Source organism: Vibrio sp. 2130-1 (genome assembly GCF_033339515.1).
Window position 1 is genome coordinate 307,170 of sequence record NZ_JAWOUT010000006.1, and the last position, 24,051, is coordinate 331,220.

Here is a 24,051-nt window from a genome sequence, read left to right on the forward strand (position 1 = left end):
AGCCGTGTAGCCCGGTTGTTATTACACAGTCGCAATCTTTTTCTGCTTCATTTCTTCGATTTTATCTGCACGATGAATGCTGTTAATAACGTGCAATAATGCTTGGCCGGAAGCCTCAACGATGTCGGTGGAAACACCCGTACCGTGGTATTTGCGACCTTTGTAGTTGGCAATGATGTCTGCTTGACCCAAACCATCTTCACCTTCACCTTTCGCGGTTAGGTCGAATTTATCCAGAACGATGTCGTAGCCTGTCACGCGGTAGATACATTGGTACAGCGCATCAACTGGGCCATTACCGACCGCTGCTTCACACATTTCTTCATCACCGCATTGCATTTTGATGCTGGTGGTAGCCATTACGCTGCCAGACTGCACGCTTAGGTAGCTCAATTTGTAGAAGTCATCTTCTTCACGCAAGTTCGAGAAGTGCATTAGGGCTTCTAGGTCGTAATCGAACACTTGGCCTTTGCGGTCAGCAAGTTTCAAGAAATCCGCATACAGTGCGTCTAGGTTGTACTCGTCTTCGTTGTAACCCATGGTGTCCATATGGCTCTTCACGGCAGCGCGACCGCTGCGGCTGGTTAGGTTCAGAGCTTGGTTTTTTAGGCCAATAGACTCAGGGGTCATGATTTCGTAGGTATTCTTATTCTTCAACATGCCATCTTGGTGGATGCCTGAAGAGTGGCTAAACGCATTTGCACCCACAATTGCTTTGTTGCTTTGAATAGGCATATTGCATAGCTGGCTAACCAACTTACTGGTGCGGTGAATTTCATCATGCTTAATGCCAGTGTGAACGCCCAAAAACTCTTGACGCGTCTTGATGATCATTGCGATCTCTTCAAGTGAACAGTTACCCGCTCGCTCTCCAATGCCATTGATCGTGCCTTCTATCTGACGTGCGCCAGCTTGAACGGCGGCAATAGAGTTGGCAACTGACATCCCCAAATCGTCGTGACAGTGAACGGAGATGATCGCTTTATCAATGTTCGGAACGCGGTTAAATAGGGTTTCAATAATCCCACCAAACTCACTTGGTACGGTGTAGCCAACGGTATCTGGAATGTTGATTGTACTCGCACCTGCATTGATGGCGGCTTCTACCATGCGACATAGGTTGTCGATTGGAGTACGACCAGCATCTTCACAAGAAAACTCGACATCATCAGTGTAGTTACGTGCATGTTTAACGGCGTTGACTGCCATTTCTAGTACATCGTCGTAGCTGCGGCGTAGTTTGTCTTCTACGTGAATGGTGGAAGTGGCTAAAAACGTGTGGATACGGAATTGGTCAGCCACTTTTAATGCTTCAGCGGCAGCATCAATGTCTTTCGCAACGGCACGCGAAAGGGCACAAACTCGACTGTTTTTTATGTTTTTTGCGATGGTTTGTACAGACTCGAAATCACCTGGTGAAGAGATTGGGAAGCCAGCTTCGATAACATCAACGCCGAGTCTTTCCAGCGCATAGGCAATCTGCAGTTTTTCTTTAACCGTCAAGCTTGCTGACAACGCTTGCTCGCCATCACGCAATGTGGTGTCGAATATAATGACCTGATCGTTCATGTTTGCTTCCTTCCTGATTTCTGCACTTTCGCGCAAGTGAATCGTTTACTTCCAGTATTTAGATATAAAAAAACCCGCATTCTCATGCGGGTTCTTAGAAATTGGTGTGGTTATTTTTCTTCCACAGCCTACCCGCGCGAACTGGTCACGATCAGGAGGAGGCTAAGCAGGATAGAAAAATGAGCTGACATAGTTGTTAAGCTTTCCACATAATTAAGTTAACAAATTAGTACCGCACTCCATGAAGCGCGTCAACCCTAAAGTCGATTTTTTATTCATATCGGATGAGTCTTTTCGTTTGCTTGAAAAAAATGATGCACTAAGTGAAACAACATGATGCGATAGAAACGTGCTAGAAGAAGTAAGTTCTCATCAAGTTTGCGACGTTTCATTACCAAAACAAGCATCGGGATTGCGACTTGTCACACAAAGGTCCGAATTGTTTGGCAAAAGTTTTGAATGACCATTTATAGTAGTGCAGTTGCACTAGGTAAAAGAAATATAAGGGTTAGGGAAAGAATGAGGTTAACAAAACAATTTGGACGTTCAGCCATAGTACTTACTCTGGTCAGCTTGTCGGGTTGTCAGCTGTTTCAATCGCAGACCTATGTGGAAGTGGCTTCCCCCGTTGTTATGAATGATCACTCACAGAGCGTCATGGTCATCAATGATCAAATGGATCGATTTTTGAGTTATGAAGGACGCGAATCGTTCTTGAATCAGATGCTTGTTGCCCTTGAGTCTGACAGCCGAAATAAGTTTAAAGGTAAAGATCCGGAAACGTATTCTTGGTGGAAGATCCGTGTCCAGCCTAGTGAGAAACAGCAAGCGGAAGTTTTCCGACCAACCACTGAAGGTGTCGATACCTCAAACCCAGTAGAGTTTATGGATGTCTCTTACCGCTCTAAGACCACATTAAACCTACGCTCCAAACCGAGTCTTGAAGGGGCAAAGCTTGGCGTATTATCGAAAGGGGAAGTCTTTAATGTGCTAGCAAAAGTGGTTGATCAACCTTGGTTTCTCGTTGAACAGAAAGGAGTGATAAAAGGTTATGTCCATAAGGATTATGCGCGCAGCAATGTGATAAATCGTGACATTTTATCTACTCAGCCTAACCCTCTACTAGAGCCTAACTCGAGTAAAACGGAGAAAACGAGTATAGAGCATGAACTGTCGGGAAACTATACTTGCCGCTCACTGAGTTATGAGCTAACCAAAGATGGTGACATGACGACAGGCTCTTTGCGCGCCTGCCGCAAGAAGAGAAAAGTCTGGTATATAGACACCCCTCAACCGCAACCATCAAACCCTTCTTAATGTTCTATTTTTATGGTTATGCCCAATAGATAAATCGTTGGGCACACCTTAATTTGGCCTTTGTCATTAATTGTCCAAACTCCCGTCATGCTGTTGTCACCTAAACCTCCTACTTTTCACAAAAAGGCGTTGTCAAAGTAAGGAAAGGTCACATGAGAACCATAGAGACAATTACACAGCCAATTGCAACCATTGCTAAGTTTGATTTAGCGCTCTCTAGTGTTTGTCTTAAGCACCGTTTTAATCAACAAGTCGCCAATATCAGTAAAGGAGTTTCCCACAGTGGTGACGGGCATCTTTACTTGGTGTTGGGGTTATTAGCTTGGTATTTAGATAAGGAGCAAGGAGTCTGGTTTTTACTGGCGGGTTTACTTGCTTTTGCTATCGAGCTACCAATTTATTGGACGCTGAAAAATAGTTTTAAGCGTCGTCGCCCTGAAGAGCTTAGTGCACTCCTTCCTGCTTTTATTACCCCCTCTGATCGCTATAGTCTTCCTTCAGGACACACTGCCGCTGCGTTTGTCATGGCGACGCTGATTGATCATTTCTATCCGAGCCTAGGCGTTGCTGCATTCTTTTGGGCAAGTTTAATCGGAACCGCGCGAATCTTATTGGGTGTGCACTTTTTTACCGATGTCATCATTGGTGCACTGCTTGGCAGTCTTTGTGGTGGATTAGCGATTGCGATGTTAGGAGGCTAATTGATGAAAATCTTGTACGGTGTTCAAGGGACAGGAAACGGACATATTGCACGCGCAAGGGCGATGAGTCATGCGTTTAAAGAGCACGATGTTGAGGTCGACTTTTTGTTTTCTGGGCGAGCGCCGGAAAAATACTTTTCAATGGAAGCATTTGGCGATTACCAGACTCGCCGAGGCTTCACCTTTATTACCGAAAAAGGCTCTGTAAACTACGCGAAAACAGCATTGAATAACAATTTGGTGCAGTTTTTCAAAGAAGTTAAGCAACTCGATCTATCGTCCTACGATCTTATCATTAATGATTTCGAACCTGTGACTGCGTGGGCAGCGAGACAACAAAATAAGCCTTCTATTGGTATCAGCCACCAAAATGCTTTCCGTTATCCGGTGCCACTAAAGGGAGCAAGTTGGTTAGATAAATCCGTCATTGAATACTTTGCGCCTTCTCAACACCACCTTGGTTTGCATTGGCATCATTTTGATCAACCTTTGTTACCACCGATAGTGCATACCGTCGATAGCCAAGCAGAAAACGACGACTTCGTGTTGGTGTATCTACCGTTCGAATCGATTGAAGATATCTCGGACTTATTGTTCCACTTTAATCAACAAGCGTTTATCTGTTATCACCCGGATGTGATCGAATGTGAGCAGGTAGAAAACATAGAACTGCGCCCTTTATGCCACAGCAACTTCCAGCATCATTTGCATCGCTGTAGTGGTGTCATTGCTAATGGTGGGTTTGAGCTTCCTTCAGAAGCCTTGTCTTTGGGGAAAAAATTGTTACTAAAGCCACTCGCGGGTCAATTCGAGCAGCAGAGCAATGTTGCGACCTTAGAAGATTTAGGGCTTGCGATGTCGATGGAGAGCTTAGACATTTCCGCAGTACGCCAGTGGCTAAAGGAGCAACAAGCCGAAAGTGTGAAATACCCAGATGTTGCTCAGGCTATTGTTCATTGGGTACTGCAAGGTGCATGGGATTCAAAAGCAGAGTTATCCAGACAGCTGTGGGAGCAGGTTGATTTTCCAAGTTACGTGTCGAACATTTAAGTACGTTGTTCTAAGTACATTGTTCCTTCCATTTTTGACACGATTTTGTTGCAGCCTTTCTGTTTGGAAGGCTGCATTTTTATTCTTCCTCTCTCATTTCTATTCAGTGTGTATTTGCTGATAATTTGACTGATAAGTGCAAAATTCAATCAGAGATATAGCTGTCATCTGTTGTTCTTATTCCAACTAATAACTGAGCTAAATGCATGCTTGTGTTGACCGCCTGTCCTATCAATTTGCTAAATACGTCCTCAAAGAATGCATTTTTACGTGTTTTATAGTTTTTTATGTTTTTATCAAGTATTTGTTATTTAACAAATAAATACCTAATTGGCTAAAATTTACTGATTAAATATCAATCTAGTTGCGAAACCGCAATCGATTAGTTGATAGTACAGTTCGAGCCGGAAGTATCCGGACGATAAATATAATAAAAAGTTAGGTTATCTATTCGTAAAATGATTCGAATCCAGCCGCCGTCTTTTGTGCGAGATGGGATTCTATTCGTTATGAATTTAATGAACAAAGTTGACGATTACAAAAGAGGCGCACTCAATGTTAGAGAAGAAAGACGCGATGAGCGCAATTGCTAGCTACCGTATGGAAAGCACTTTGCGTGGTGTAGATTTAAACCTACTGACTGTATTTGATGCTGTAATGCAAGAGCAAAATATTACTCGTGCAGCACATAACCTAGGCATGTCTCAACCGGCAGTAAGTAACGCCGTGGCACGCTTAAAAGTGATGTTTAACGACGAGCTATTCATGCGCCAAGGCCGTGGTATTCAGCCTACGCAACGAGCTCGTCAACTGTTTGGCCCTATTCGCCAAGCACTACAGCTGATTCGCAATGAACTTCCTAGCTCTGTATTCCAACCAGAATCTTCGACTCGCTTATTCAAGCTTGCGATTTGCAGCCCTTGTGACATGCGTTTTGCTCCGAAGATCATGGCAAAAGTGAATCAACAAGCACCAAACGTTCAGCTTCACCTAGATGCAGAATTTGACCGTTTGTTGTCTGAGCGTATGCGCTACCAAGAAATTGATTTCGTGATCGACTACGCTCGTTTTGATGAGCAAGGTTTCTCAAGTACTGAAATCTTCAAAGATGAATTAGTGGTTATCGCATCAAAAACACACCCACGCATTCAAGGTGGTGTGACGGCTGAGCAACTGCTTAACGAAAAGCATGCGAAGTTATCGAAAGTGCATGGCCAACGTAGTTTCTCAGAGCAAGCGTACCGTGAACTGGATTGCCAAGCGGCGTATGAAGGTTCTAGTTTAAGCAACCTACTATACGTGGTGGGTCAATCTGAGCTTGTGACTATTGCACCACGTTGGATGGCGGAAAATGCGGTAAACAGCGATCAACTGCAAATTCTTGATTTCCCATTTGCGAACAAAGAAATCAGCGGCTTCTTAAGCTGGCATGAATCAAGCGAAAAAGATAAAGGCCACATTTGGCTGCGCGATCAACTGATGATCACTTGTGGTGAAGTCGTTGCCGCAAAATAAGATGACGTTTGGTCTTCTCGATTAGACCATATTGGTAATCATCAATTTTTACAATTCATTGGTCCCCGAGCGATTTTTGTCTCTCGGGGCTTTTTGTTTTCGTAATCAACAATCGAAACAGTAAGTTAAATAGAGTAATCATTCAGCAATTTGAGGTACGTTCGCGACGTATAAGTGATAGTTGTCTCTTATTAGTGATAAGTTTGATACTGGTCAGTTGCGTTTTAGCAAGCCGTGAGTACACTTGTTCGCTCAATTAGCTTACGCCTGTAAGCCAAAAGGTAAGTAAAAGAATGGCCAAGTTAGATTTTCATATCGTTAAACGTATTCGTGAACAAATTGCGAACGGTGGTACACGCGTTGCACTCAAGCATAAAGTGGGTGAGGAGTGGCAAGGTATTACGTGGACGCAATTTGGTCAGCAAGTTGATGCTTTATCACTTGCACTTTTGGCTCAGGGATTAGGAGTCCAAGATAAGATCGGCATTTTCTCGAACAACATGCCGCAATGGACGATCGCTGATATCGCAGCACTGCAATTACGCAGCGTGACAGTACCTATTTACCCAACCAATACTGCCGCCCAGTCGGCGTACATCATTAACAATGCAGACGTCAAAGTTCTGTTTGTTGGTGAACAGCCTCAATTTGATGCAGCAGTGAGCATTTTCGACCAGTGCGAACAGTTAGAGCTCATTGTTGCGATGTCTGATGATATAGAACTTGGCGATCATGATTTCGTTATCTCTTGGCAAGCATTTGTTGCCAAAGGCGACGCTACATATCAAGTTGAATTGGACGCGCGTTTAGATCAGGCAAAAGAAGATGATCTACTCACGCTGATCTACACCTCGGGTACAACAGGCCAGCCAAAAGGCGTTATGTTGGACTACGCAAACATTGCGGCGCAATTGGAAGGGCACGATCAGCGCTTGAGCCTTTCTCAAAGTGACGTGTCATTATGTTTCCTTCCGTTGTCACACGTATTTGAGCGCGCTTGGACCTTTTATGTATTGTACAAAGGGGCGACCAACTGCTATTTGCAAGACACCATGCAAGTACGTGATGCACTGAGCCAGGTGCGACCTACCGTGATGTGTGCCGTACCGCGTTTCTATGAGAAGATCTTCTCTGCGATTCACGAGAAAGTGTCTCGCGCGCCGATTCACCGTAAGATCATGTTTACTTGGGCAGTCAACATGGGCGCAAAAATGGCCGCTTGTCATCAAGAAAAACGTCAGCCATCGCTCTTGCTGCGTAAGTCATACGCTTTGGCGGATAAGTTGGTTCTGAGCAAACTGCGTGCGCTACTTGGCGGGCAAATCAACTTTATGCCTTGTGGCGGTGCAAAGTTGGATGAAACCATCGGTCGATTCTTCCATGCGATTGGTATCAACGTTAAGTTGGGCTACGGTATGACTGAAACCACGGCGACAGTATCGTGTTGGGATGATAAATGTTTTAACCCCGACTCTATTGGTATGTCGATGCCTGGCGCACAGGTTAAGATCGGCGAAAACAACGAGATTCTGGTTCGTGGTCCAATGGTGATGCGTGGCTATTACAAAATGCCAGAAGAGACGGAAAAGACCTTTGATGAGCACGGTTTCCTAAAAACGGGCGACGCTGGTTACATTGATGAAAATGGCAACTTGTTCATCACCGATCGTATCAAAGAGTTGATGAAAACTTCAGGTGGTAAATACATCGCTCCACAAATGATTGAAGGTGCGATTGGTAAAGACCACTTCATCGAGCAAATCGCAGTCATTGCGGATACTCGTAAGTTTGTTTCTGCGCTTATCGTGCCTTGTTATGACTCGCTAGAAGAGTACGCGAAAGAGCTGAATATCAAATATCACGATCGCGTTGAGTTGATTAAGCACCACCAGGTGGTCGAAATGCTTGAGAAGCGGGTGAACGATCTTCAAAAAGAGTTGGCAAAGTTTGAACAAGTGAAGAAGTTTAAACTGTTACCAAGAGCTTTCTCTATGGATGATGGTGAGTTAACGCCAACTCAAAAACTTCGTCGTAAAGTCATCAATGACAAATACCAAGATGAAATTGAAGAAATGTATAAGGAAAAGTCGGATAAAAAGTAACTTAAGCTGACTTAGATTTTATATTGATGAAAAAATCCCCAGTGATGTGATCGCGCATTGCTGGGGATTTTTGTTTGTATTGATTTTTTCTGCTCTGCTCGTCAAATAACGCTATTTCGCCCTCTGTAGCTAAAAGCTTATGAAATAATGTTCTTTTTTTGAGCGTTGAGTTTTTAGGTTGTACTGTGAAATAGGAGATGTGTGGCTGCTATTCCTACTAACATTCTAATTACTAGTATCTTGTTTAAAAAGTAGATCAATCTCTCATTAGACCCTTTGATAATAAAACGTTACATTTGTTGGGTAACCTTGCGGGATGTTATGACGAACGCAAGACATAGCCGAAAACGTGGAAGTATTTCGATTAGGCTACGAATAAGACCTAGACTATGTAAAACCAGACCAATCCGTTGACCTTACGGTGAGGAAACTGGCTAAGGAGAGCAATTATGACAGCAATGTTGTCAGGCGCAGAGATGGTGGTTCAATCTCTGATAGAAGAGCACGTAGAGCAGATCTTTGGCTACCCAGGTGGCTCTGTTTTGGATATCTACGATGCACTGCATGCCAAAACCGATCAAATCAAACACGTACTTGTAAGGCATGAGCAAGCCGCCACTCATATGGCAGATGGTTACGCTCGAGCTACCGGTAAACCGGGTGTCGTACTTGTGTGCTCGGGGCCGGGCGCGACCAATACCATTACGGGTATTGCAACAGCGTATATGGACTCTATCCCAATGATCGTTATCTCGGGTAACGTACCGAATAGCCTAATTGGTAATGATGCTTTCCAAGAGTGTGACATCGTCGGTGTCTCCCGCCCAGTGGTCAAACACAGCTTTTTAGTAAAAAAAGCGGAAGATATTCCTGAAACAATCAAAAAAGCGTTTTATATCGCGACTACAGGTCGACCTGGTCCAGTTGTGATTGATTTGCCAAAAGATGTAATGAACCCGCAAATCAAACTGCCTTATCAATATCCAGAAACGCTTTCAATGCGCTCTTACAAGCCGACAACTTCGGGCCATAAAGGCCAGATTAAAAAAGCGCTTAAATCGCTATTAGAAGCGAAAAAACCAGTGCTTTATATCGGTGGTGGTGCGGTGATTTCTGGCGCCCATGAACATATTTTAGAGCTTTCCGACAAACTGAACCTACCCGTTGTGAGTACTTTGATGGGCTTGGGGGCATTCCCGGGTACACATAAAAACTCACTGGGCATGTTGGGTATGCACGGCACTTACGAAGCTAATATGGCAATGCATGAAGCGGATCTTATTTTTGGTATCGGTGTGCGTTTTGATGACCGTACAACCAACAACCTTGAAAAGTACTGCCCAAACGCAAAAGTGATGCATATTGATATCGATCCGTCATCGATCTCGAAAAACGTGAAAGTGGATTTGCCGATCGTAGGTTCTGCGGAAAAAGTGCTGACAACCATGCTCGGGCTGCTTGCAGAGCAAGGTAGTGGAAATGATCAAGATGCTATCACCGCATGGTGGGATGACATTCAAGTATGGCGTGACCGTAACTGCTTGTCTTATGAAACGTCTCCAGAACGAATCAAGCCACAGCAAGTAATTGAAACGCTGCACAAGCTAACTAATGGTGACGCATATGTGGCGTCTGATGTGGGCCAGCATCAGATGTTTGCGGCGTTGTACTACCCATTCAATAAGCCGCGCCGTTGGATAAACTCTGGTGGTCTTGGCACCATGGGATTTGGTCTTCCGGCTGGCATGGGCGTGAAGTTTGCCATGCCACAAGAAGAGGTCGTGGTTGTGACTGGTGACGGCAGTATTCAGATGAATATTCAAGAATTGTCGACAGCCATGCAATACGACATTCCGGTGAAGATCATCAACCTGAACAACCGATTCTTAGGCATGGTAAAACAGTGGCAAGACATTATTTATCAAGGTCGTCACTCTAATTCTTACATGAGTTCTGTTCCTGACTTTGCAGCGATTGCAGAAGCTTATGGTCACGTCGGTATTCGTATCGAAACGCCTGATCAGCTCGAAGAAGGGCTACAAAAAGCGTTGGATATGAAAGATCGTCTGGTGTTTGTGGACATCAACGTAGACGAAACCGAACACGTATACCCGATGCAAATCAAAGGTGAGGGTATGGATAAAATGTGGCTAAGCAAAACGGAGAGAACTTAATATGAGACACATTATTTCATTGCTATTGGAAAACCAACCGGGTGCGTTGTCTCGTGTTGTTGGTTTGTTCTCTCAACGTGGTTACAACATTGAATCTTTGACGGTATCACCGACTGATGATGAAACCCTGTCGCGAATGAACATTACCACGACATCTGATGAGATGCAGTTGGAACAAATTCAGAAGCAGTTACACAAATTGATCGATGTGCTGAAAGTACAAGAAGTCACCGAGTATGAGCACATTGAACGTGAACTGATGATGGTGAAAGTGAAAGCCAGTGGTTTTGCGCGAGCAGAAGTGAAGCGGACGGCAGACATCTTTCGTGGCCAGATCGTGGATGTCACGGCTTCTCAATACACCGTACAACTTGCGGGTACGAGTGAAAAGCTAGATGCCTTCATTCAAGCGATATCCGAAGTGACCGAGGTTGTCGAAGTTGCTCGTAGTGGTGTCGTTGGCATTGCGCGAGGAGAGCGAGCCCTCAAACCTTAACTCTCTGATTGCATATAGAAAAGCCACTTAATCTAAGTGGCTTTTTTGTTTAGAAAATAACAATTAATGATATAATTGTCGTTTTAGTAAGCATGATAGGCATTAGACGTGTGAAAGTACCTAAGCGAGTCGGCACCTTATTGGCGACAGCACTATTTTTTAGTGCACTCACTGCCGCTTACTACTATCAGAAATATCTGACGTTGTTAGAAAACAATGTTGAGAACACCGCTCAAGAAGCGTTACATCAATTGGCCTATACTGGCCGTGAATACAGCAATATTCAGGATCAAATCGAAACGATCAGTGACCTACTTGGTCACAGCCAAAGTCTGTATGAATATCTGCGCCAACCTAACCGGGTGAACCGTTCCATCTTAGAAGACATGTGGATCTCGGTCGCAATCAATCAAAAGTTGTATAAGCAAATTCGCTTTCTTGATGTTTCTGGTCGAGAAAAAGTGAGGATTAATTATGATATTGAAACAGGCGCTGCGTTGCCCGCGATCAAATTGCAAAATAAGTCAGAGCGAGATTACTTTCAATTCGCTAAGAACTTAGACGATGGCGAAATCGCTTCGTGGGGGATAGGTTTAGAACGAGAGTATGGCGAGTTAGTCTATCCCTATAGTCCGTCACTGCGTATTTTGATGCCTATTTCGCTTAACGGAAAGCGCGAAGGGTATCTTGTGCTTAATGTTGATATTGACTATTTATCCTCTCGACTCAACTATTCGTCAGTGCTTGATTTCCATATTGAGCTGATTAAGAGTGACGGATTTTACATTGATAGCCCTAAATCAGCTCGTTTGTATGGCCATATAATTCCCGCTCGCTCTCAATTTAATTTTGGCCGGATGTACCCAAACATTTGGCGTAGTTTAAACTCAAAAGATTCGGGCTATGCTTACAATGGTTCGAATTTGGTCGTGTATCGCACCATCCAGTTTGTTTCTAGCGAACCTCTTCATCTGGTTATTGATCTTACCAATGAGCAGTTATTATCCCGAGCTCAGAGGGATATTGATGACTTAATCCAAGAAGCGTTTTTTGTTCTAAGTTTGGTGCTCGGCTTCACTTTGCCGACGGCAGCCCTTGCTCTGCATTATCGGCGTCATAGTATGGAATCGAAGTTGGCTCGAGCTGCTCTTGATGGTATGACTGCGGTGATGATCTCGGATGCTTCGCATAGAATCATCATGGTTAATCAAGAGTTTGAAAACATGATGGGTTACTCAACCAAGCATGCCCAAGGTTGGAGTGCACATCATTTAATTCTCTTACCTGAAGATCTCGAAGCAAACCTGAGTATCTGGAAAACACTGAAGAGTGAACACGTATGGGAAGGGGAGATTCGTTGTCGAACTAAGTTTAATCAAGTCTTTACCGCAATAATGCGTATTCAGGCGAATTTAACCAAATCAGGTAAAGTGAGTTATTACATTACGTCGCTGGTGGATATCTCTGGGCAAAAAGAGTTAGAAGAAAAATTACGAAACCTAAGCGAAAAAGATGGCTTGACGGGGTTGTGGAACCGCCGAAAATTTGAAGAGCAATTGGCGCAATATGCGGGGATTATTGAACGCTATCCTGATAGCCCTCCTGCTTGTTTGGCGTTGTTTGATATTGACCATTTTAAACGTATTAATGACGAGCTTGGCCACGACGAAGGAGACAAAGTGATTTGTAGTGTCGCAGAAACCCTCCTAGAAGAAGTCCGCAGCACAGACTTTGTATCTCGTGTCGGTGGTGAGGAATTTGCAGTGATTATGCCGCATACAACACTAGAAGAGGCTGAAATTGTATTGAACAGGCTACGTGTCGCGGTTCAAATGCGTAGTGATAGAGGCATTACTGTCAGTGCTGGGTATAGTGATTTAACCTCTGATCGTACAAGAACGTATAAATGTGCTGATATTGCTTTGTATGAGTCAAAAAGTGCAGGGCGTAACTGCGTATCGCTATGTCATAGTTATGATGATATTGCTTAGTGCTTTTACAAAAACGAAAAAACGGGGATAGACCCCCGCTTTTTAGTCTCAGCGTTATTCGCTAGCCAGTATGCGACATTGGTTGTCGATGGCGGCTTCGATACACTGTATTGACTGTCTCAAATAACGCTCTAGATAACCTAAAGCATCCTGACTCTTTTTGTCTAGCGATGCCTTCATCAGTATTTCTTGCTCATCGAGATTACAGTGCCCAGGGTTCCCTGTGCCTAAAATCTGCATCGCGAAGTATTGGTAGCGTTTAATTTGCGTGAGTAGATCGTGGAAAAACCCAAACATATTGACAGAGCCAGCACCTTCAAACAGCGCAGTAAGAAACTGATTTTGGCGCTCTTCCCATTCCCTCCAACAAAAGCTTTCGCCAGGTTTTACTCGGGATAACTTGTGATAAGCAGTTAGTACATCCAGTTCCCATTTTTCATCGCCAATCATAATTGCCTTACTGAGTAAGCATGCGGAGACCATTTGCAGGCTTTCGTACAAGTCATGTAACTCATCTTTACATACAGGTGCAACCCAGCAGCCTTTTTGCGGCTCGAGTTTGACGTACTTGCTCCAAGATAATTGCACCAATGCTTCTCGAATGGGTGACGCTCCTACGTTGTACTTCTCTTTGAGTTCGGCAACCACGAGTTTTTGACCTGGTTTAAGCTCGCCATCGAGAATATCCTGACGGATCATTCTTAATACTTTGTCGGTAAGAGTGGGACTAGACACATACACCTCATAGAAACTTTAATCGTGACGATAAAATTAAACAGTACGAAATTCTGATAGAGGTAAATAATACAATTAGCCTATTATGAGAGCAAGAAAGCCATATAAAAAAGGAGGGCATAAGCCCTCCTTCTCAAGAAACTGAAGTGTTAAAAGTTCAGTCTTATAGCACGTGTACAGAAGCTGTGTTCGTAGTACCTGAAGCAACTAGAGCGCCAGAAACCATAACAACGATATCGCCTTTGTTACCTAGACCTGATTCTAGAGCAAGTTCTTTACCCGCTACGTAGAATGCGTCAGTGCTTTCGATTGAATCAACAACTACAGGAGTAACACCTTTAGTTAGAACTAGCTGTGCAGCAGTTTTCTTGTTAGTTGTTAGCGCTAGAATGTTTGCAGTTGGGAAGTACTTACGTACTGAACGTGCAGACTTACCGCCTTCAGTTGCAACAACGATAAGTGGAGCAGCTAGTTTCTCAGCTGTGTCTACTGCACCTTTACATACTGCTTCAGTGATGCGTAGGCGTGGGCTGTCTAGACGAGAACCTAGTTCGGCTTTTAGCGCTGAGTCAGTACGGTTCGCGATTTGAGCCATGATAGTTACCGCTTCAACAGGGTATTTACCTTTCGCCGTTTCACCAGAAAGCATTACTGCGTCAGTACCGTCCATTACCGCGTTAGCAACGTCGCCTGCTTCCGCACGAGTAGGACGTGGGTTGTTGATCATAGAATCAAGCATTTGAGTTGCTGTGATAACCATCTTACGTGCACGGTTACACTTCTCGATCATCATTTTCTGAGCGAAGATTACTTCTTCAGCTGGGATTTCCACACCTAGGTCACCACGTGCAACCATGATGCCGTCAGAAAGCTCTAGGATCTCGTCGAAGTTATCAACACCTTCTTGGTTTTCGATCTTAGAGATGATGTGGATGTTCTCGCCGCCGTTTGCAGCAAGTACTTCACGGATTTCTTGAACGTCAGACGCTTTACGGATGAAAGAAGCTGCTACGAAGTCAACGCCTTGCTCACAACCAAACTTAAGGTCGTTCTTATCTTTTTCAGATAGTGCAGGTAGGTTTACAGAAACGCCAGGAAGGTTAACACCTTTGTTTTCGCCTAGTGCACCGTTGTTAAGAACTTTACATTTTACTTCAGTTTCAGTCTTAGAGATAACTTCCATCTCGATTAGACCGTCGTCTACTAGGATAGTGTTACCAACGTTTAGGTCCGCTGCGAAGCCAGCGTAAGTTACTGCAACTTTATCTTTGTTACCTACAACTGAAGTGTCAGTTGTGAAAGTGAATTCTTGACCTGCTACTAGATCAACATCGTTACCGCCTTCTAGCTTGATAGTGCGGATTTCTGGACCTTTAGTATCTAGAAGAATTGCTAGTGGTTTGCCAGTAGCTTCCATTACTTTACGGAAGTTCGCGATACGAGTGCCGTGTTCTTCGTAGTCACCGTGAGAGAAGTTAAGGCGCATTACGTTCATGCCTGCGTTAACTAGTTCAGTTAGCTTCTCTACAGATTCTGTTTTAGGGCCAATCGTACATACGATTTTGGTCTTTTTCATGGAAGATACTCTCCGGTAAGTATAGTTACAATTTGAAAGTCGGTTATTTACTCTGAAGTCAGGACGTTTTTGATGACATTTAGTACCTGTCACCCACCGATTTTTCGTCTCATTATTAGAACTTCAGATTCTGAAAGTCTTTCACCAAGTTTAGTCATTTTATGACTAAAAGATCGGCGATTTTGGTTACCTTTTTGTGACTAATCCCACTTTATATGCAGAAAGTTGCAAAAAAATAGCCTTCAATTCTGTAATTTTTTTTCTTTTCGGTGGCGAATTCTACCACTGAATGAATCCAATATCACTGTTTAAGAATTGTCTTAGGACAAGGTTTTATCGAGAAATATTAATTTTTTGGATCGAAATAAATGGACTTAAAAGTTTCGGTTTGACTATAATAAGTTTCACATCGAAACTTAAAATCAAAACTTAAATGTCGAAACGAAATACTCAATTAAGAAGACACGCCATTTCTAACTTGGTTTCTGAACTAGGAGAAGTCAGCGTTGATGAACTTGCTCAGAAATTCGAAACCTCAGAGGTCACGATTAGAAAGGATTTAGCTTCTTTAGAGAAAAACGGCCAACTTCTACGCCGCTATGGCGGTGCGATTGCTATCCCAAAGGAAGTCATTCACGAAGAATTGGGCGCTAATGTTTCGACTCGAAAGTTAAGCTTAGCAAAAGCAGCTGCATCATTGATTCGCGATCATAATCGCATCGTGATCGACAGTGGCAGCACGACTGCCGCGCTGATTCAACAGTTGAATGACAAACGTGGCTTAGTGGTCATGACCAACTCGTTGCATGTTGCTAACGCCCTAAATGAATTAGAGAGCGAACCGACACTGCTGATGACTGGTGGTACTTGGGATACGCACTCAGAGTCCTTTCAAGGCAAAGTGGCCGAATCTGTATTACGAGCTTACGACTTTGACCAACTATTCATCGGTGCGGATGGCATCGATCTCGAGCGTGGAACCACGACATTTAATGAGTTGGTTGGCTTAAGTAAGGTAATGGCAGAAGCGTCACGTGAAGTGATCGTAATGATCGAGTCCGAAAAAATCGGCCGTAAGATCCCAAACTTAGAGCTCGCTTGGCATCAAGTTGATGTGTTGGTGACCGATGCAGATATCCAAGCAGAGCATAAAGTACAGATTGAACAACATGGCGTGAAAGTCATTTGCGCCTAATAATGTAATCAGTTTCATATTTTACTTCCCTCTGGATAAAGGCCTTTGCTTGCTGCCTCTATTTGAAATCATGGCTAGGGAAGAACAAAACTACAAACGGAGATAAACACATGTGTGGAATCGTAGGTGCAGTAGCACAACGAGATGTTGCAGAAATTTTGGTTGAAGGTCTACGCCGCTTAGAGTACCGCGGTTACGACTCTGCTGGCGTTGCGGTTGTTGATGGCGAATCAAACCTAACGCGCGTTCGTCGCTTGGGTAAAGTACAAGAATTGGCTGATGCAGTAGAAGAAGCAAAAGTGATCGGCGGAACTGGTATTGCGCACACTCGTTGGGCGACGCACGGTGAACCTTCTGAAATCAATGCTCACCCACACATGTCTGGTGATATCGCAGTGGTCCATAACGGCATCATCGAAAACCATGAAGAGCTGCGTGAGTTGCTTCAATCTCGTGGCTACGTGTTTGAATCGCAAACGGATACAGAAGTTATCGCACACATGGTTGAGTGGGAACTTCGTACTTCAGAAACGCTATTAGAAGCGGTACAAAAAACAGCAAAACAACTTGAAGGCGCATACGGCACGGTAGCGTTGGATCGCAAAGACCCATCTCGCATCGTAGTAGCACGTTCAGGCAGCCCGATCGTGATCGGTTTTGGTGTAGGTGAAAACTTCCTAGCGTCTGACCAACTTGCATTACTTAACGTTACGCGCCGTTTCATGTACTTAGAAGAAGGTGACGTAGCAGAAATTACTCGCCGTGAAGTCACTGTGTTTGATGCAACGGGTGAGCCAGTTGAGCGTGAAATAGTTGAATCTAATGCAGAGCATGATGCAGGTGATAAAGGTCAATACCGTCACTTCATGCAAAAAGAAATCTATGAGCAACCTAAAGCGTTGATCAACACAATGGAAGGTCGTATCACGGCAGACTCTGTTGTGACAGACGCGATCGGTGTGCACGCGGCAGACATTCTAAGCAAAGTAGAACACGTACAAATCGTGGCGTGTGGTACGTCTTACAACGCAGGTATGACGGCACGTTACTGGTTTGAAGACATTGCAGGCGTTAGCTGTGATGTAGAAATTGCGTCTGAATTCCGTTACCGCAAGTTTGTGACTCGTCCAAACAGCCTATTGATCACGTTGTCTCAGTCTGGTGAAACCGCTGATACGCTAGCAGCACTTCGCCTAGCAAAAGAGAAAGGTTACATGGCGGCGATGACCATCTGTAACGTAGCGGGTTCCTCTTTGGTTCGTGAATCAGATTTTGCATTCATGACTCGCGCTGGTGTTGAAATCGGTGTGGCTTCAACTAAAGCGTTCACGACTCAGCTTTCTGCACTACTTATGCTGGTAACGGCACTGGGTAAAGAGCAAGGTCGCATCAGCAAAGAGAAAGAAAAAGAGATTGTTGAAGCGCTACACGCACTTCCTAAGCAAATCAACGCGGCACTTTCTTTCGAGAAAGAAATTGAAGCACTAGCAACGGATTTTGCAGACAAGCACCACACATTGTTCCTAGGCCGTGGCGAGTTCTACCCAATCGCGATGGAAGCGTCTCTAAAACTGAAAGAGATCTCTTACATCCACGCAGAAGCGTACGCGGCGGGTGAACTAAAACACGGTCCTCTGGCTCTAATTGATGCTGACATGCCAGTTGTTGTGGTTGCACCAAGCAACGACCTACTTGAAAAGCTAAAATCAAACGTTGAAGAAGTGCGTGCGCGTGGCGGCCTTCTATACGTATTCGCAGATGCAGATGCAGGCTTCGAAGGCGATGAGACAATGAAGATCATCACGATGCCTCACGTTAGTGAAATCACGGCGGCGATCTACTACACCATCCCTATGCAGTTGCTGTCTTACTACGTAGCACTGATCAAAGGTACGGACGTAGACCAACCACGTAACCTAGCGAAAGCGGTGACGGTTGAGTAATTACGCTTAACAGCAAAAATCCTGAGCGGCACATGCGAGAGTATGTGCCGCTTTTTTATTTAAGCCCACTTTAAGGGGGGGGGGGGGGGGTTATTGACCCAACTGGTGAGCGGTTAGAATTGCAGAGTAGACATTTTCTGCCGTCACTGGGAATGGCATATTGTGGATGGTTTCTCCCTCGGCCGTTGAGGCTTCGGCGACCTCGCGCAACTTAGCGTGGTTAAGCTCTTTAACGCCCATATCAAATAAGTTGGTTGGTAGACCTACAGAGCGGCAGAATGCAAGAACCGTATTAATCTCTTCCATCGCTGCGTTTTCTAGTACCAGCTGAACAAGTGTGCCGAACGCGACTTTCTCACCATGATAGAGATGATGACACTCTTCAAGCTTAGTTAGGCCGTTATGAATAGCGTGAGCACCCGCTAGACCACTGCTTTCAAAACCGATACCGCTTAGGTATGTATTGGCTTCAATAATGTTTTCTACCGCTTTGGTGCTCACACCATTTTCTACCGCAGCTTTTGCTTTTACACCATCTTCAAGCAAGGTTTCATAGCAAAGTTTCGCAAGCGCTTGTGCTGAACGCGTCGCTAACCCACCAGCCATTGTTGCCTTACCAGAAGTCATATTGGCACGAGCTTCAAAGTAGGTGGAAAGCGCGTCGCCCATCCCCGATACAAGTAAGCGAACTGGGGCTTTGGCGATGACTGACGTATCCATGATGACCATGTCTGGGTTTTTAGGGATCATCAAATATTCTGCAAATTCACCTTCAGGTGTGTATATCACCGCAAGCGCTGAGGTTGGCGCATCAGTCGAGGCAATCGTAGGAACCACCACGACAGGAATTTTGGTGTAAAACGCAACAGCCTTTGCTGTATCTAACGTTTTACCGCCACCAATACCGACAATGACATCATGTTTTTGAGTCGCACAAATGTCCGTGATGCGTTCAATCTCAACGCGCGAACATTCGCCACCAAAAATGTTCATAGTGAGTGGAAGCTTCTCGTCAGCAAAGCTTTGTTTGACGTCATCACCAACCAGGTTAGTCACGAACTCATCAGCAATTACTAACGGACGTTCACCTAATGTTTTCACATAGTGAGCGATAGATGTAAGTACTTGTTCACCTTGGACGTATTTGCTTGGGCTGATAATAATTTTATCCATAATTCAAACCTTTAACCTTTTTTATGTGTGTTTTTGACTGCAATGAAAATCCATTGTAGCGATAAGGTTTATATTAGGTTTGGTGTGGTAAGTGGTTAAGGATATCTCTGATTTTGTTCCATGCTTTTATGACCTCTGTGTCAAACCGACTGTCAGAAGTAATAAGCATCAGCATGCTTTATGGCGACGATCACTATTCAGGAAAATTTGTCGTTTTTTGTTTCATATTGAAACGAGAATGTCGAAGATTTTGTTTCAATATGAAACAGATTGATTTTTGTTGAGTACGCTTTTTCTCTGTTTAAGATGAATTCATACCCTACATAAAAATATAAATGGAATGAGATAGAACGATGAAAAAGTTAATTAACCAAGTCGATGATGTTGTATTGCAGCAAATGGAAGGCCTGGCATTGTCCCGCCCTGAGCTAAAAGCTAACTACGAACCTCGTTACATGTGGCATGAGGAAACGCCGGGGCAAGTGGCATTGGTTTCTGGTGGTGGCTGTGGTCATGAACCTTTACACGCAGGTTTTATTGGTAAAGGCATGCTGACAGGTGCTTGCCCTGGAGAGGTATTTACTTCACCTACGCCAGATCAAATGTACGAATGTGGTAACCAAGTGAATACTGGTGAAGGCGTGCTGTTTATCATTAAAAACTACACCGGTGATGTGTTGAACTTTGAAACGGCCGTGGAGCTGCTTCATACCGATGGTATCAAAGTTGGGGCGGTGTTGGTGGATGACGATGTTGCGGTCAAAGACAGCCTGTACACCGCTGGTCGTCGTGGTGTTGCTGGAACGGTATTAGTTGAGAAGTTAGTTGGTGCTGCCGCGAACAAAGGTTATTCGCTGGAGCAATGTGAAGCACTGGCTCGTCGCGTTAATAATCACTGTCGTTCATTTGGCGTGGCGCTTAATGCTTGTGTTGTGCCAGCTGCGGGTAAACCATCTTTTGTTCTGGAAGATGATGAAGTGGAGTTTGGTGTTGGTATCCATGGTGAACCAGGTATCAAGCGAGTGAAATACACCGACGCCGATACGTTAGTGGATGAGATGTTTGCTGAAGTTGCTGAAAACACGCCTTATCAGCGCACATTGCGTATTTGGAATCGTGACGAAGGTGAATGGGATGAAGTGGAATCCAGCATTGAGCCTTTCGCCGCTGAACACGACTATATTGTGATGGTGAATGGTATGGGCGGAACGCCAATTTCTGAGCTTTACGGAGTGTACCGCCGTCTTGCCCATAACTGCGAGCAAGCGGGGTTCCGTATCGTGCGTAATATGGTCGGTAACTTTTGTACGTCACTTGATATGGAAGGCGTTTCAATTACGTTGCTGAAAGCAGATAAAGAGATGTTGGAGCTGTTTGATGCTCCTGTCGATACGGCTGCGATCAAGTGGTAACAGGGGGGAGCAAACATGCAAATTGAAAAACAACATATCGTTCACTGGTTAGAGTTATGTGCAAAAACGTATCAAGAGAATCAAGATTTTCTGACCGACCTTGATCGTGATATTGGTGACGCAGACCATGGTCTCAATATGAACCGAGGCTTTAAAAAAGTTGCTGAAAAACTGCCGCAATTTGCGGACCAAAATATCGGCAGCATTCTCAAGAATACGGGCATGACCTTGCTTTCTAGTGTCGGTGGGGCAAGTGGCCCGCTGTATGGCACGCTGTTTATTCGCACGGCTGCCGCTGTCGGAACTCGAGAGCAATTAACGTTTGAAGAGTTAGTGGATGCACTAAAAAGCGGTGTGGATGGCGTGGTGTCTCGTGGTAAAGCAGAGCTGGGTGATAAAACCATGTGTGATGTTTGGTTACCCGTCTTAGTTAGCGTGAAGGCGTCGTTAGAAAATGGCATGAGCGCCGATCACTTACTGAATGAAATGGTTGAGCTAGCAGAAACGAACGCGGTTGCCACGATTGAAATGTTGGCGAAAAAAGGGCGAGCAAGCTATCTGGGGGAACGTAGTATTGGTCACCAAGATCCCGGTGCAACCTCTTCTTTGTTAATGATTAAAGGACTCCAGCAGGCAATAGCAGGTAATTAAGATGGTGGGAATTGTAGTTGTATCTCATAGTCGTCGACTTGCAGAAGGGGTGGCAGAACTTGCCACCCAAATGACGCAAGGCAAAGCCAAGCTTGCGATTGCTGCTGGGATTGATGATCCAGAGAACCCGATCGGAACCGATGCCATTGCCGTGATGGAAGCGATTGAGCAGGTACAAGATCAACAAGGGGTTGTTGTGTTGATGGATCTTGGCAGCGCGTTGCTTAGCACGGAAATGGCTCTGGACCTGATTGATGATCATGTGAGGGAAAATGTCACCCTTATCTCGGCACCTATTGTTGAAGGAACCATGGCGGCGTCGGTGGCTGCTGCTGCCGGACTACCTTTATCGACGGTAGTCGAAGAGGCACAGAATGCGTTAAGCGTAAAACAAGAGCATCTTGGTGATCAGCCACTAACATCCGCTGAGATAGCGCCAGTATCAGAAAACTTTGAGCAAGAACGGACATTTGATTGGGTAGTGCAAAATCCGCATGGATTACATGCTCGTCCCGCTGCGGCCATTGTTGGTGCACTCGCGCCTTTCGACTGCCAATTATGGTTGAAAAAAGGCGAGCGCCGTGTGAACGCGAAAAGCTTGAACAGCATTGCGAAACTTGGCGTTCGTAGTCAAGAGACGATCACCTTATGCGCACTTGGACCTCAATCCAGTGAAGCAATCAAGGCATTTGAGGCCTTAGCTAGTGAGCACTTCGGAGAAAAAGAGGCGGTTGAGCAAGGCATTGTCGAACCTGAAGAAAGTTCAGATACTCTGCTCGATGGCATGGCCTCAAGTCAGATTGAAGGTGCTGTTGTTGGTATTCGAGTCAATGACGGTATCGCTACTGCTCCTGCTGTCCTTTTTACTCATGAAATGCCAGCAGTGCCTGAACGTGATTTCCAAAGTGAACAAGATGAAATTGAACGGGTTAAGCGTGCGATAGGCGTGGTTGTTCAACATTTGCAGGAGCAAGCGAAGCAGCCGAAAGGGGAAATATTTTCTGCTCATAGCATGATGCTCAGTGACCCAGAATTATGGGCATCGGTCGAGTCGCGAATTCAAACGGGCATGATAGCCGAGCAAGCTTGGGTAGAATCACTGCAAACGTTGGCCGAAGAGTTTCGCCAGGCAGAAAGTCAGTACATGCGGGAACGCGAAGCAGATGTACATGATATCGCACGCCAAGTTATGGTCGAAATGACAGGCGTAACGCCTAATGCCATCGACATTCAGGAACCGAGTATTTTGTTGGCCCGCGACCTGATGCCTTCTGATGTGGCCGGGCTTGATAAATCGAAAGTGCTTGGTATCTGTTTGAATGAGGGAGGGAAAACCTCTCACAGTGCGATTCTTGCTCGTGCGATGGGGATTCCTGCCATCGTTAAAGCTCAGGGCTGCCTTGATGCTGTGCGTGCTGGTCAAGTGGTGACTATTGATGGCTTCCGAGGGCATTTATGGTTCTCTCCTTCAGATGCCGTACAGCAGGAATTAGAAGCTCAGCAAATTGAGTGGCAAAACTCCCGACAGAGTGCACTAGCGAGTGCTCAGCAAGTCGCAGTCACCTGTGATGGTGTCCATATTCAAGTATTCGCCAATATTGGTGGACCGAAAGATATTGATGATGCACTAACATCGGGGGCTGAGGGCGTTGGTCTATTTCGGACTGAGTTTCTATTTCAAAACAGTGATGAGTTGCCGACTGAGGAAGCGCAATATCAAGTGTATCGTGATATTGCTGCCGCACTTGGTGATAAGCCACTTACGATTCGTAGTCTAGATGTTGGCGGTGACAAGCCTTTAGCCGCTTATCCTATGCCAGCAGAAGATAATCCATTTTTAGGTTTGAGAGGGGTGCGGTTGTGTCTTCAACATGAGTCATTGTTTACCGCTCAACTTCGAGCCATTCTGAGAGCCTTTCACGAGCAACCGAATATTCAATTGATGATACCGATGGTGGCTCAGGTTGAAGAAGTGAGAAAAGTAAAAGCGCTGTTGGCGCATCAAGCAAACCAACTCGGCTTGGATGCGACTCATTTGCCCGTTGGTATTATGATTGAGGTGCCAGCCGCGGTATTAAATGCTGATGCGTTAGCCCAAGAAGTCGACTTTTTCTCTATCGGCACCAATGATTTGACTCAATATGTTATGGCCGCCGATCGAGGTAACGCCGCCGTTGCTGAATTGGTGAACTACTTTGAACCATCGGTACTAAAAGCCATTGAGCTCACGTGTGCAGCAGGCGATCGCGCGGGCATAACGGTTAGTATGTGTGGTGAGATGGCTGGCGATCCAAATGTCACAGAAACATTGCTTCGCGTGGGGTTGCGAAAATTCAGCGCCAGTTCGAGCATGCTACCGGGACTAAAAGCGCAGATTCGTCAGTTGTCTGTCGATGTTTAATCGATACCTTATCGTTAGTACACCTGTACCGGCGTGCTTACGCCGGTTTT

17 protein-coding genes are annotated in these 24,051 nt (G+C 44.9%); 13 read left to right on the top strand and 4 right to left on the bottom strand.

Annotated elements, in window-relative coordinates; all coding sequences use genetic code 11:
• Positions 1 to 21 precede the first annotated feature (21 nt).
• The gene (leuA, locus tag R7Q09_RS11785; protein WP_005379685.1) at positions 22 to 1,569 is read right to left on the bottom strand and encodes a 2-isopropylmalate synthase; all 1,548 of its coding nucleotides are present in this window, start codon (positions 1,567 to 1,569) and stop codon (positions 22 to 24) included.
• Between the two features lie 519 nt (positions 1,570 to 2,088).
• On the opposite strand from leuA, the gene R7Q09_RS11790 reads away from it, so the two are divergent.
• The 8 genes from R7Q09_RS11790 to R7Q09_RS11825 all read left to right on the top strand — a co-directional run bounded on the left by R7Q09_RS11790 (position 2,089) and on the right by R7Q09_RS11825 (position 12,915).
• The gene (locus tag R7Q09_RS11790) at positions 2,089 to 2,886 is read left to right on the top strand and encodes an SH3 domain-containing protein (RefSeq protein WP_025768373.1); all 798 of its coding nucleotides are present in this window, start codon (positions 2,089 to 2,091) and stop codon (positions 2,884 to 2,886) included.
• A 152-nt stretch (positions 2,887 to 3,038) separates the two neighbouring features.
• On the top strand, positions 3,039 to 3,587 hold the full coding sequence (locus R7Q09_RS11795; protein ID WP_005379690.1) for a phosphatase PAP2 family protein: 549 nt from the start codon (positions 3,039 to 3,041) through the stop codon (positions 3,585 to 3,587).
• A gap of 3 nt (positions 3,588 to 3,590) precedes the next feature.
• Positions 3,591 to 4,637 (top strand): MJ1255/VC2487 family glycosyltransferase, encoded by a 1,047-nt coding sequence (locus R7Q09_RS11800; RefSeq protein WP_005379691.1) that lies wholly within the window; start codon positions 3,591 to 3,593, stop codon positions 4,635 to 4,637.
• Between the two features lie 555 nt (positions 4,638 to 5,192).
• Complete coding sequence (calR, locus tag R7Q09_RS11805) at positions 5,193 to 6,152, top strand: LysR family transcriptional regulator CalR (RefSeq protein ID WP_005379693.1); 960 nt, start codon at positions 5,193 to 5,195, stop codon at positions 6,150 to 6,152.
• A 293-nt stretch (positions 6,153 to 6,445) separates the two neighbouring features.
• Positions 6,446 to 8,254 (top strand): AMP-dependent synthetase/ligase, encoded by a 1,809-nt coding sequence (locus R7Q09_RS11810; RefSeq protein ID WP_005379694.1) that lies wholly within the window; start codon positions 6,446 to 6,448, stop codon positions 8,252 to 8,254.
• 449 nt (positions 8,255 to 8,703) lie between these two features.
• On the top strand, positions 8,704 to 10,428 hold the full coding sequence (locus tag R7Q09_RS11815; protein ID WP_005379695.1) for an acetolactate synthase 3 large subunit: 1,725 nt from the start codon (positions 8,704 to 8,706) through the stop codon (positions 10,426 to 10,428).
• 1 nt (position 10,429) lies between these two features.
• The gene (ilvN, locus tag R7Q09_RS11820) at positions 10,430 to 10,924 is read left to right on the top strand and encodes an acetolactate synthase small subunit (RefSeq protein ID WP_005379697.1); all 495 of its coding nucleotides are present in this window, start codon (positions 10,430 to 10,432) and stop codon (positions 10,922 to 10,924) included.
• Between the two features lie 110 nt (positions 10,925 to 11,034).
• Positions 11,035 to 12,915: a GGDEF domain-containing protein gene (locus R7Q09_RS11825; protein ID WP_064353597.1), complete on the top strand. Its 1,881-nt coding sequence runs from the start codon at positions 11,035 to 11,037 to the stop codon at positions 12,913 to 12,915.
• Positions 12,916 to 12,969: 54 nt separating this feature from the next.
• Here the strand turns inward: R7Q09_RS11825 and R7Q09_RS11830 are convergent, their stop codons facing one another.
• On the bottom strand, positions 12,970 to 13,656 hold the full coding sequence (locus tag R7Q09_RS11830) for a GntR family transcriptional regulator (protein ID WP_081248147.1): 687 nt from the start codon (positions 13,654 to 13,656) through the stop codon (positions 12,970 to 12,972).
• Between the two features lie 157 nt (positions 13,657 to 13,813).
• The gene (gene pykF / locus R7Q09_RS11835; RefSeq protein ID WP_005392243.1) at positions 13,814 to 15,226 is read right to left on the bottom strand and encodes a pyruvate kinase PykF; all 1,413 of its coding nucleotides are present in this window, start codon (positions 15,224 to 15,226) and stop codon (positions 13,814 to 13,816) included.
• A 433-nt stretch (positions 15,227 to 15,659) separates the two neighbouring features.
• Here pykF and R7Q09_RS11840 point away from each other — a divergent pair, with 433 nt between their 5' ends.
• Complete coding sequence (locus R7Q09_RS11840) at positions 15,660 to 16,421, top strand: DeoR/GlpR family DNA-binding transcription regulator (protein WP_005379701.1); 762 nt, start codon at positions 15,660 to 15,662, stop codon at positions 16,419 to 16,421.
• 110 nt (positions 16,422 to 16,531) lie between these two features.
• Complete coding sequence (gene glmS / locus R7Q09_RS11845) at positions 16,532 to 18,364, top strand: glutamine--fructose-6-phosphate transaminase (isomerizing) (RefSeq protein ID WP_033906046.1); 1,833 nt, start codon at positions 16,532 to 16,534, stop codon at positions 18,362 to 18,364.
• Between the two features lie 90 nt (positions 18,365 to 18,454).
• Here glmS and R7Q09_RS11850 read toward each other — a convergent pair whose 3' ends face one another.
• The gene (locus tag R7Q09_RS11850; protein WP_005379703.1) at positions 18,455 to 19,537 is read right to left on the bottom strand and encodes a glycerol dehydrogenase; all 1,083 of its coding nucleotides are present in this window, start codon (positions 19,535 to 19,537) and stop codon (positions 18,455 to 18,457) included.
• A 353-nt stretch (positions 19,538 to 19,890) separates the two neighbouring features.
• On the opposite strand from R7Q09_RS11850, the gene dhaK reads away from it, so the two are divergent.
• Genes dhaK through ptsP form a run of 3 tightly spaced genes read left to right on the top strand, consistent with a single transcriptional unit; the run spans position 19,891 to position 24,001 of the window.
• The gene (gene dhaK, locus R7Q09_RS11855) at positions 19,891 to 20,949 is read left to right on the top strand and encodes a dihydroxyacetone kinase subunit DhaK (protein WP_020904270.1); all 1,059 of its coding nucleotides are present in this window, start codon (positions 19,891 to 19,893) and stop codon (positions 20,947 to 20,949) included.
• A 15-nt stretch (positions 20,950 to 20,964) separates the two neighbouring features.
• The gene (gene dhaL / locus R7Q09_RS11860) at positions 20,965 to 21,600 is read left to right on the top strand and encodes a dihydroxyacetone kinase subunit DhaL (protein ID WP_213912270.1); all 636 of its coding nucleotides are present in this window, start codon (positions 20,965 to 20,967) and stop codon (positions 21,598 to 21,600) included.
• Between the two features lies 1 nt (position 21,601).
• Positions 21,602 to 24,001, top strand: coding sequence for a phosphoenolpyruvate--protein phosphotransferase (gene ptsP, locus R7Q09_RS11865; RefSeq protein ID WP_318070467.1), 2,400 nt, complete (start codon positions 21,602 to 21,604; stop codon positions 23,999 to 24,001).
• Positions 24,002 to 24,051: the final 50 nt, after the last annotated feature.

Coding starts and splice junctions, on each gene's coding strand:
- R7Q09_RS11850 (WP_005379703.1), bottom strand. CDS start 19,537: ATGGATAAAATTATTATCAGCCCAAGCAAATACGTCCAAGGTGAACAA.
- glmS (WP_033906046.1), top strand. CDS start 16,532: ATGTGTGGAATCGTAGGTGCAGTAGCACAACGAGATGTTGCAGAAATT.
- leuA (WP_005379685.1), bottom strand. CDS start 1,569: ATGAACGATCAGGTCATTATATTCGACACCACATTGCGTGATGGCGAG.
- R7Q09_RS11790 (WP_025768373.1), top strand. CDS start 2,089: ATGAGGTTAACAAAACAATTTGGACGTTCAGCCATAGTACTTACTCTG.
- R7Q09_RS11810 (WP_005379694.1), top strand. CDS start 6,446: ATGGCCAAGTTAGATTTTCATATCGTTAAACGTATTCGTGAACAAATT.
- R7Q09_RS11840 (WP_005379701.1), top strand. CDS start 15,660: ATGTCGAAACGAAATACTCAATTAAGAAGACACGCCATTTCTAACTTG.
- pykF (WP_005392243.1), bottom strand. CDS start 15,226: ATGAAAAAGACCAAAATCGTATGTACGATTGGCCCTAAAACAGAATCT.
- R7Q09_RS11795 (WP_005379690.1), top strand. CDS start 3,039: ATGAGAACCATAGAGACAATTACACAGCCAATTGCAACCATTGCTAAG.
- ilvN (WP_005379697.1), top strand. CDS start 10,430: ATGAGACACATTATTTCATTGCTATTGGAAAACCAACCGGGTGCGTTG.
- dhaL (WP_213912270.1), top strand. CDS start 20,965: ATGCAAATTGAAAAACAACATATCGTTCACTGGTTAGAGTTATGTGCA.
- R7Q09_RS11815 (WP_005379695.1), top strand. CDS start 8,704: ATGACAGCAATGTTGTCAGGCGCAGAGATGGTGGTTCAATCTCTGATA.
- calR (WP_005379693.1), top strand. CDS start 5,193: ATGTTAGAGAAGAAAGACGCGATGAGCGCAATTGCTAGCTACCGTATG.
- ptsP (WP_318070467.1), top strand. CDS start 21,602: ATGGTGGGAATTGTAGTTGTATCTCATAGTCGTCGACTTGCAGAAGGG.
- R7Q09_RS11800 (WP_005379691.1), top strand. CDS start 3,591: ATGAAAATCTTGTACGGTGTTCAAGGGACAGGAAACGGACATATTGCA.
- dhaK (WP_020904270.1), top strand. CDS start 19,891: ATGAAAAAGTTAATTAACCAAGTCGATGATGTTGTATTGCAGCAAATG.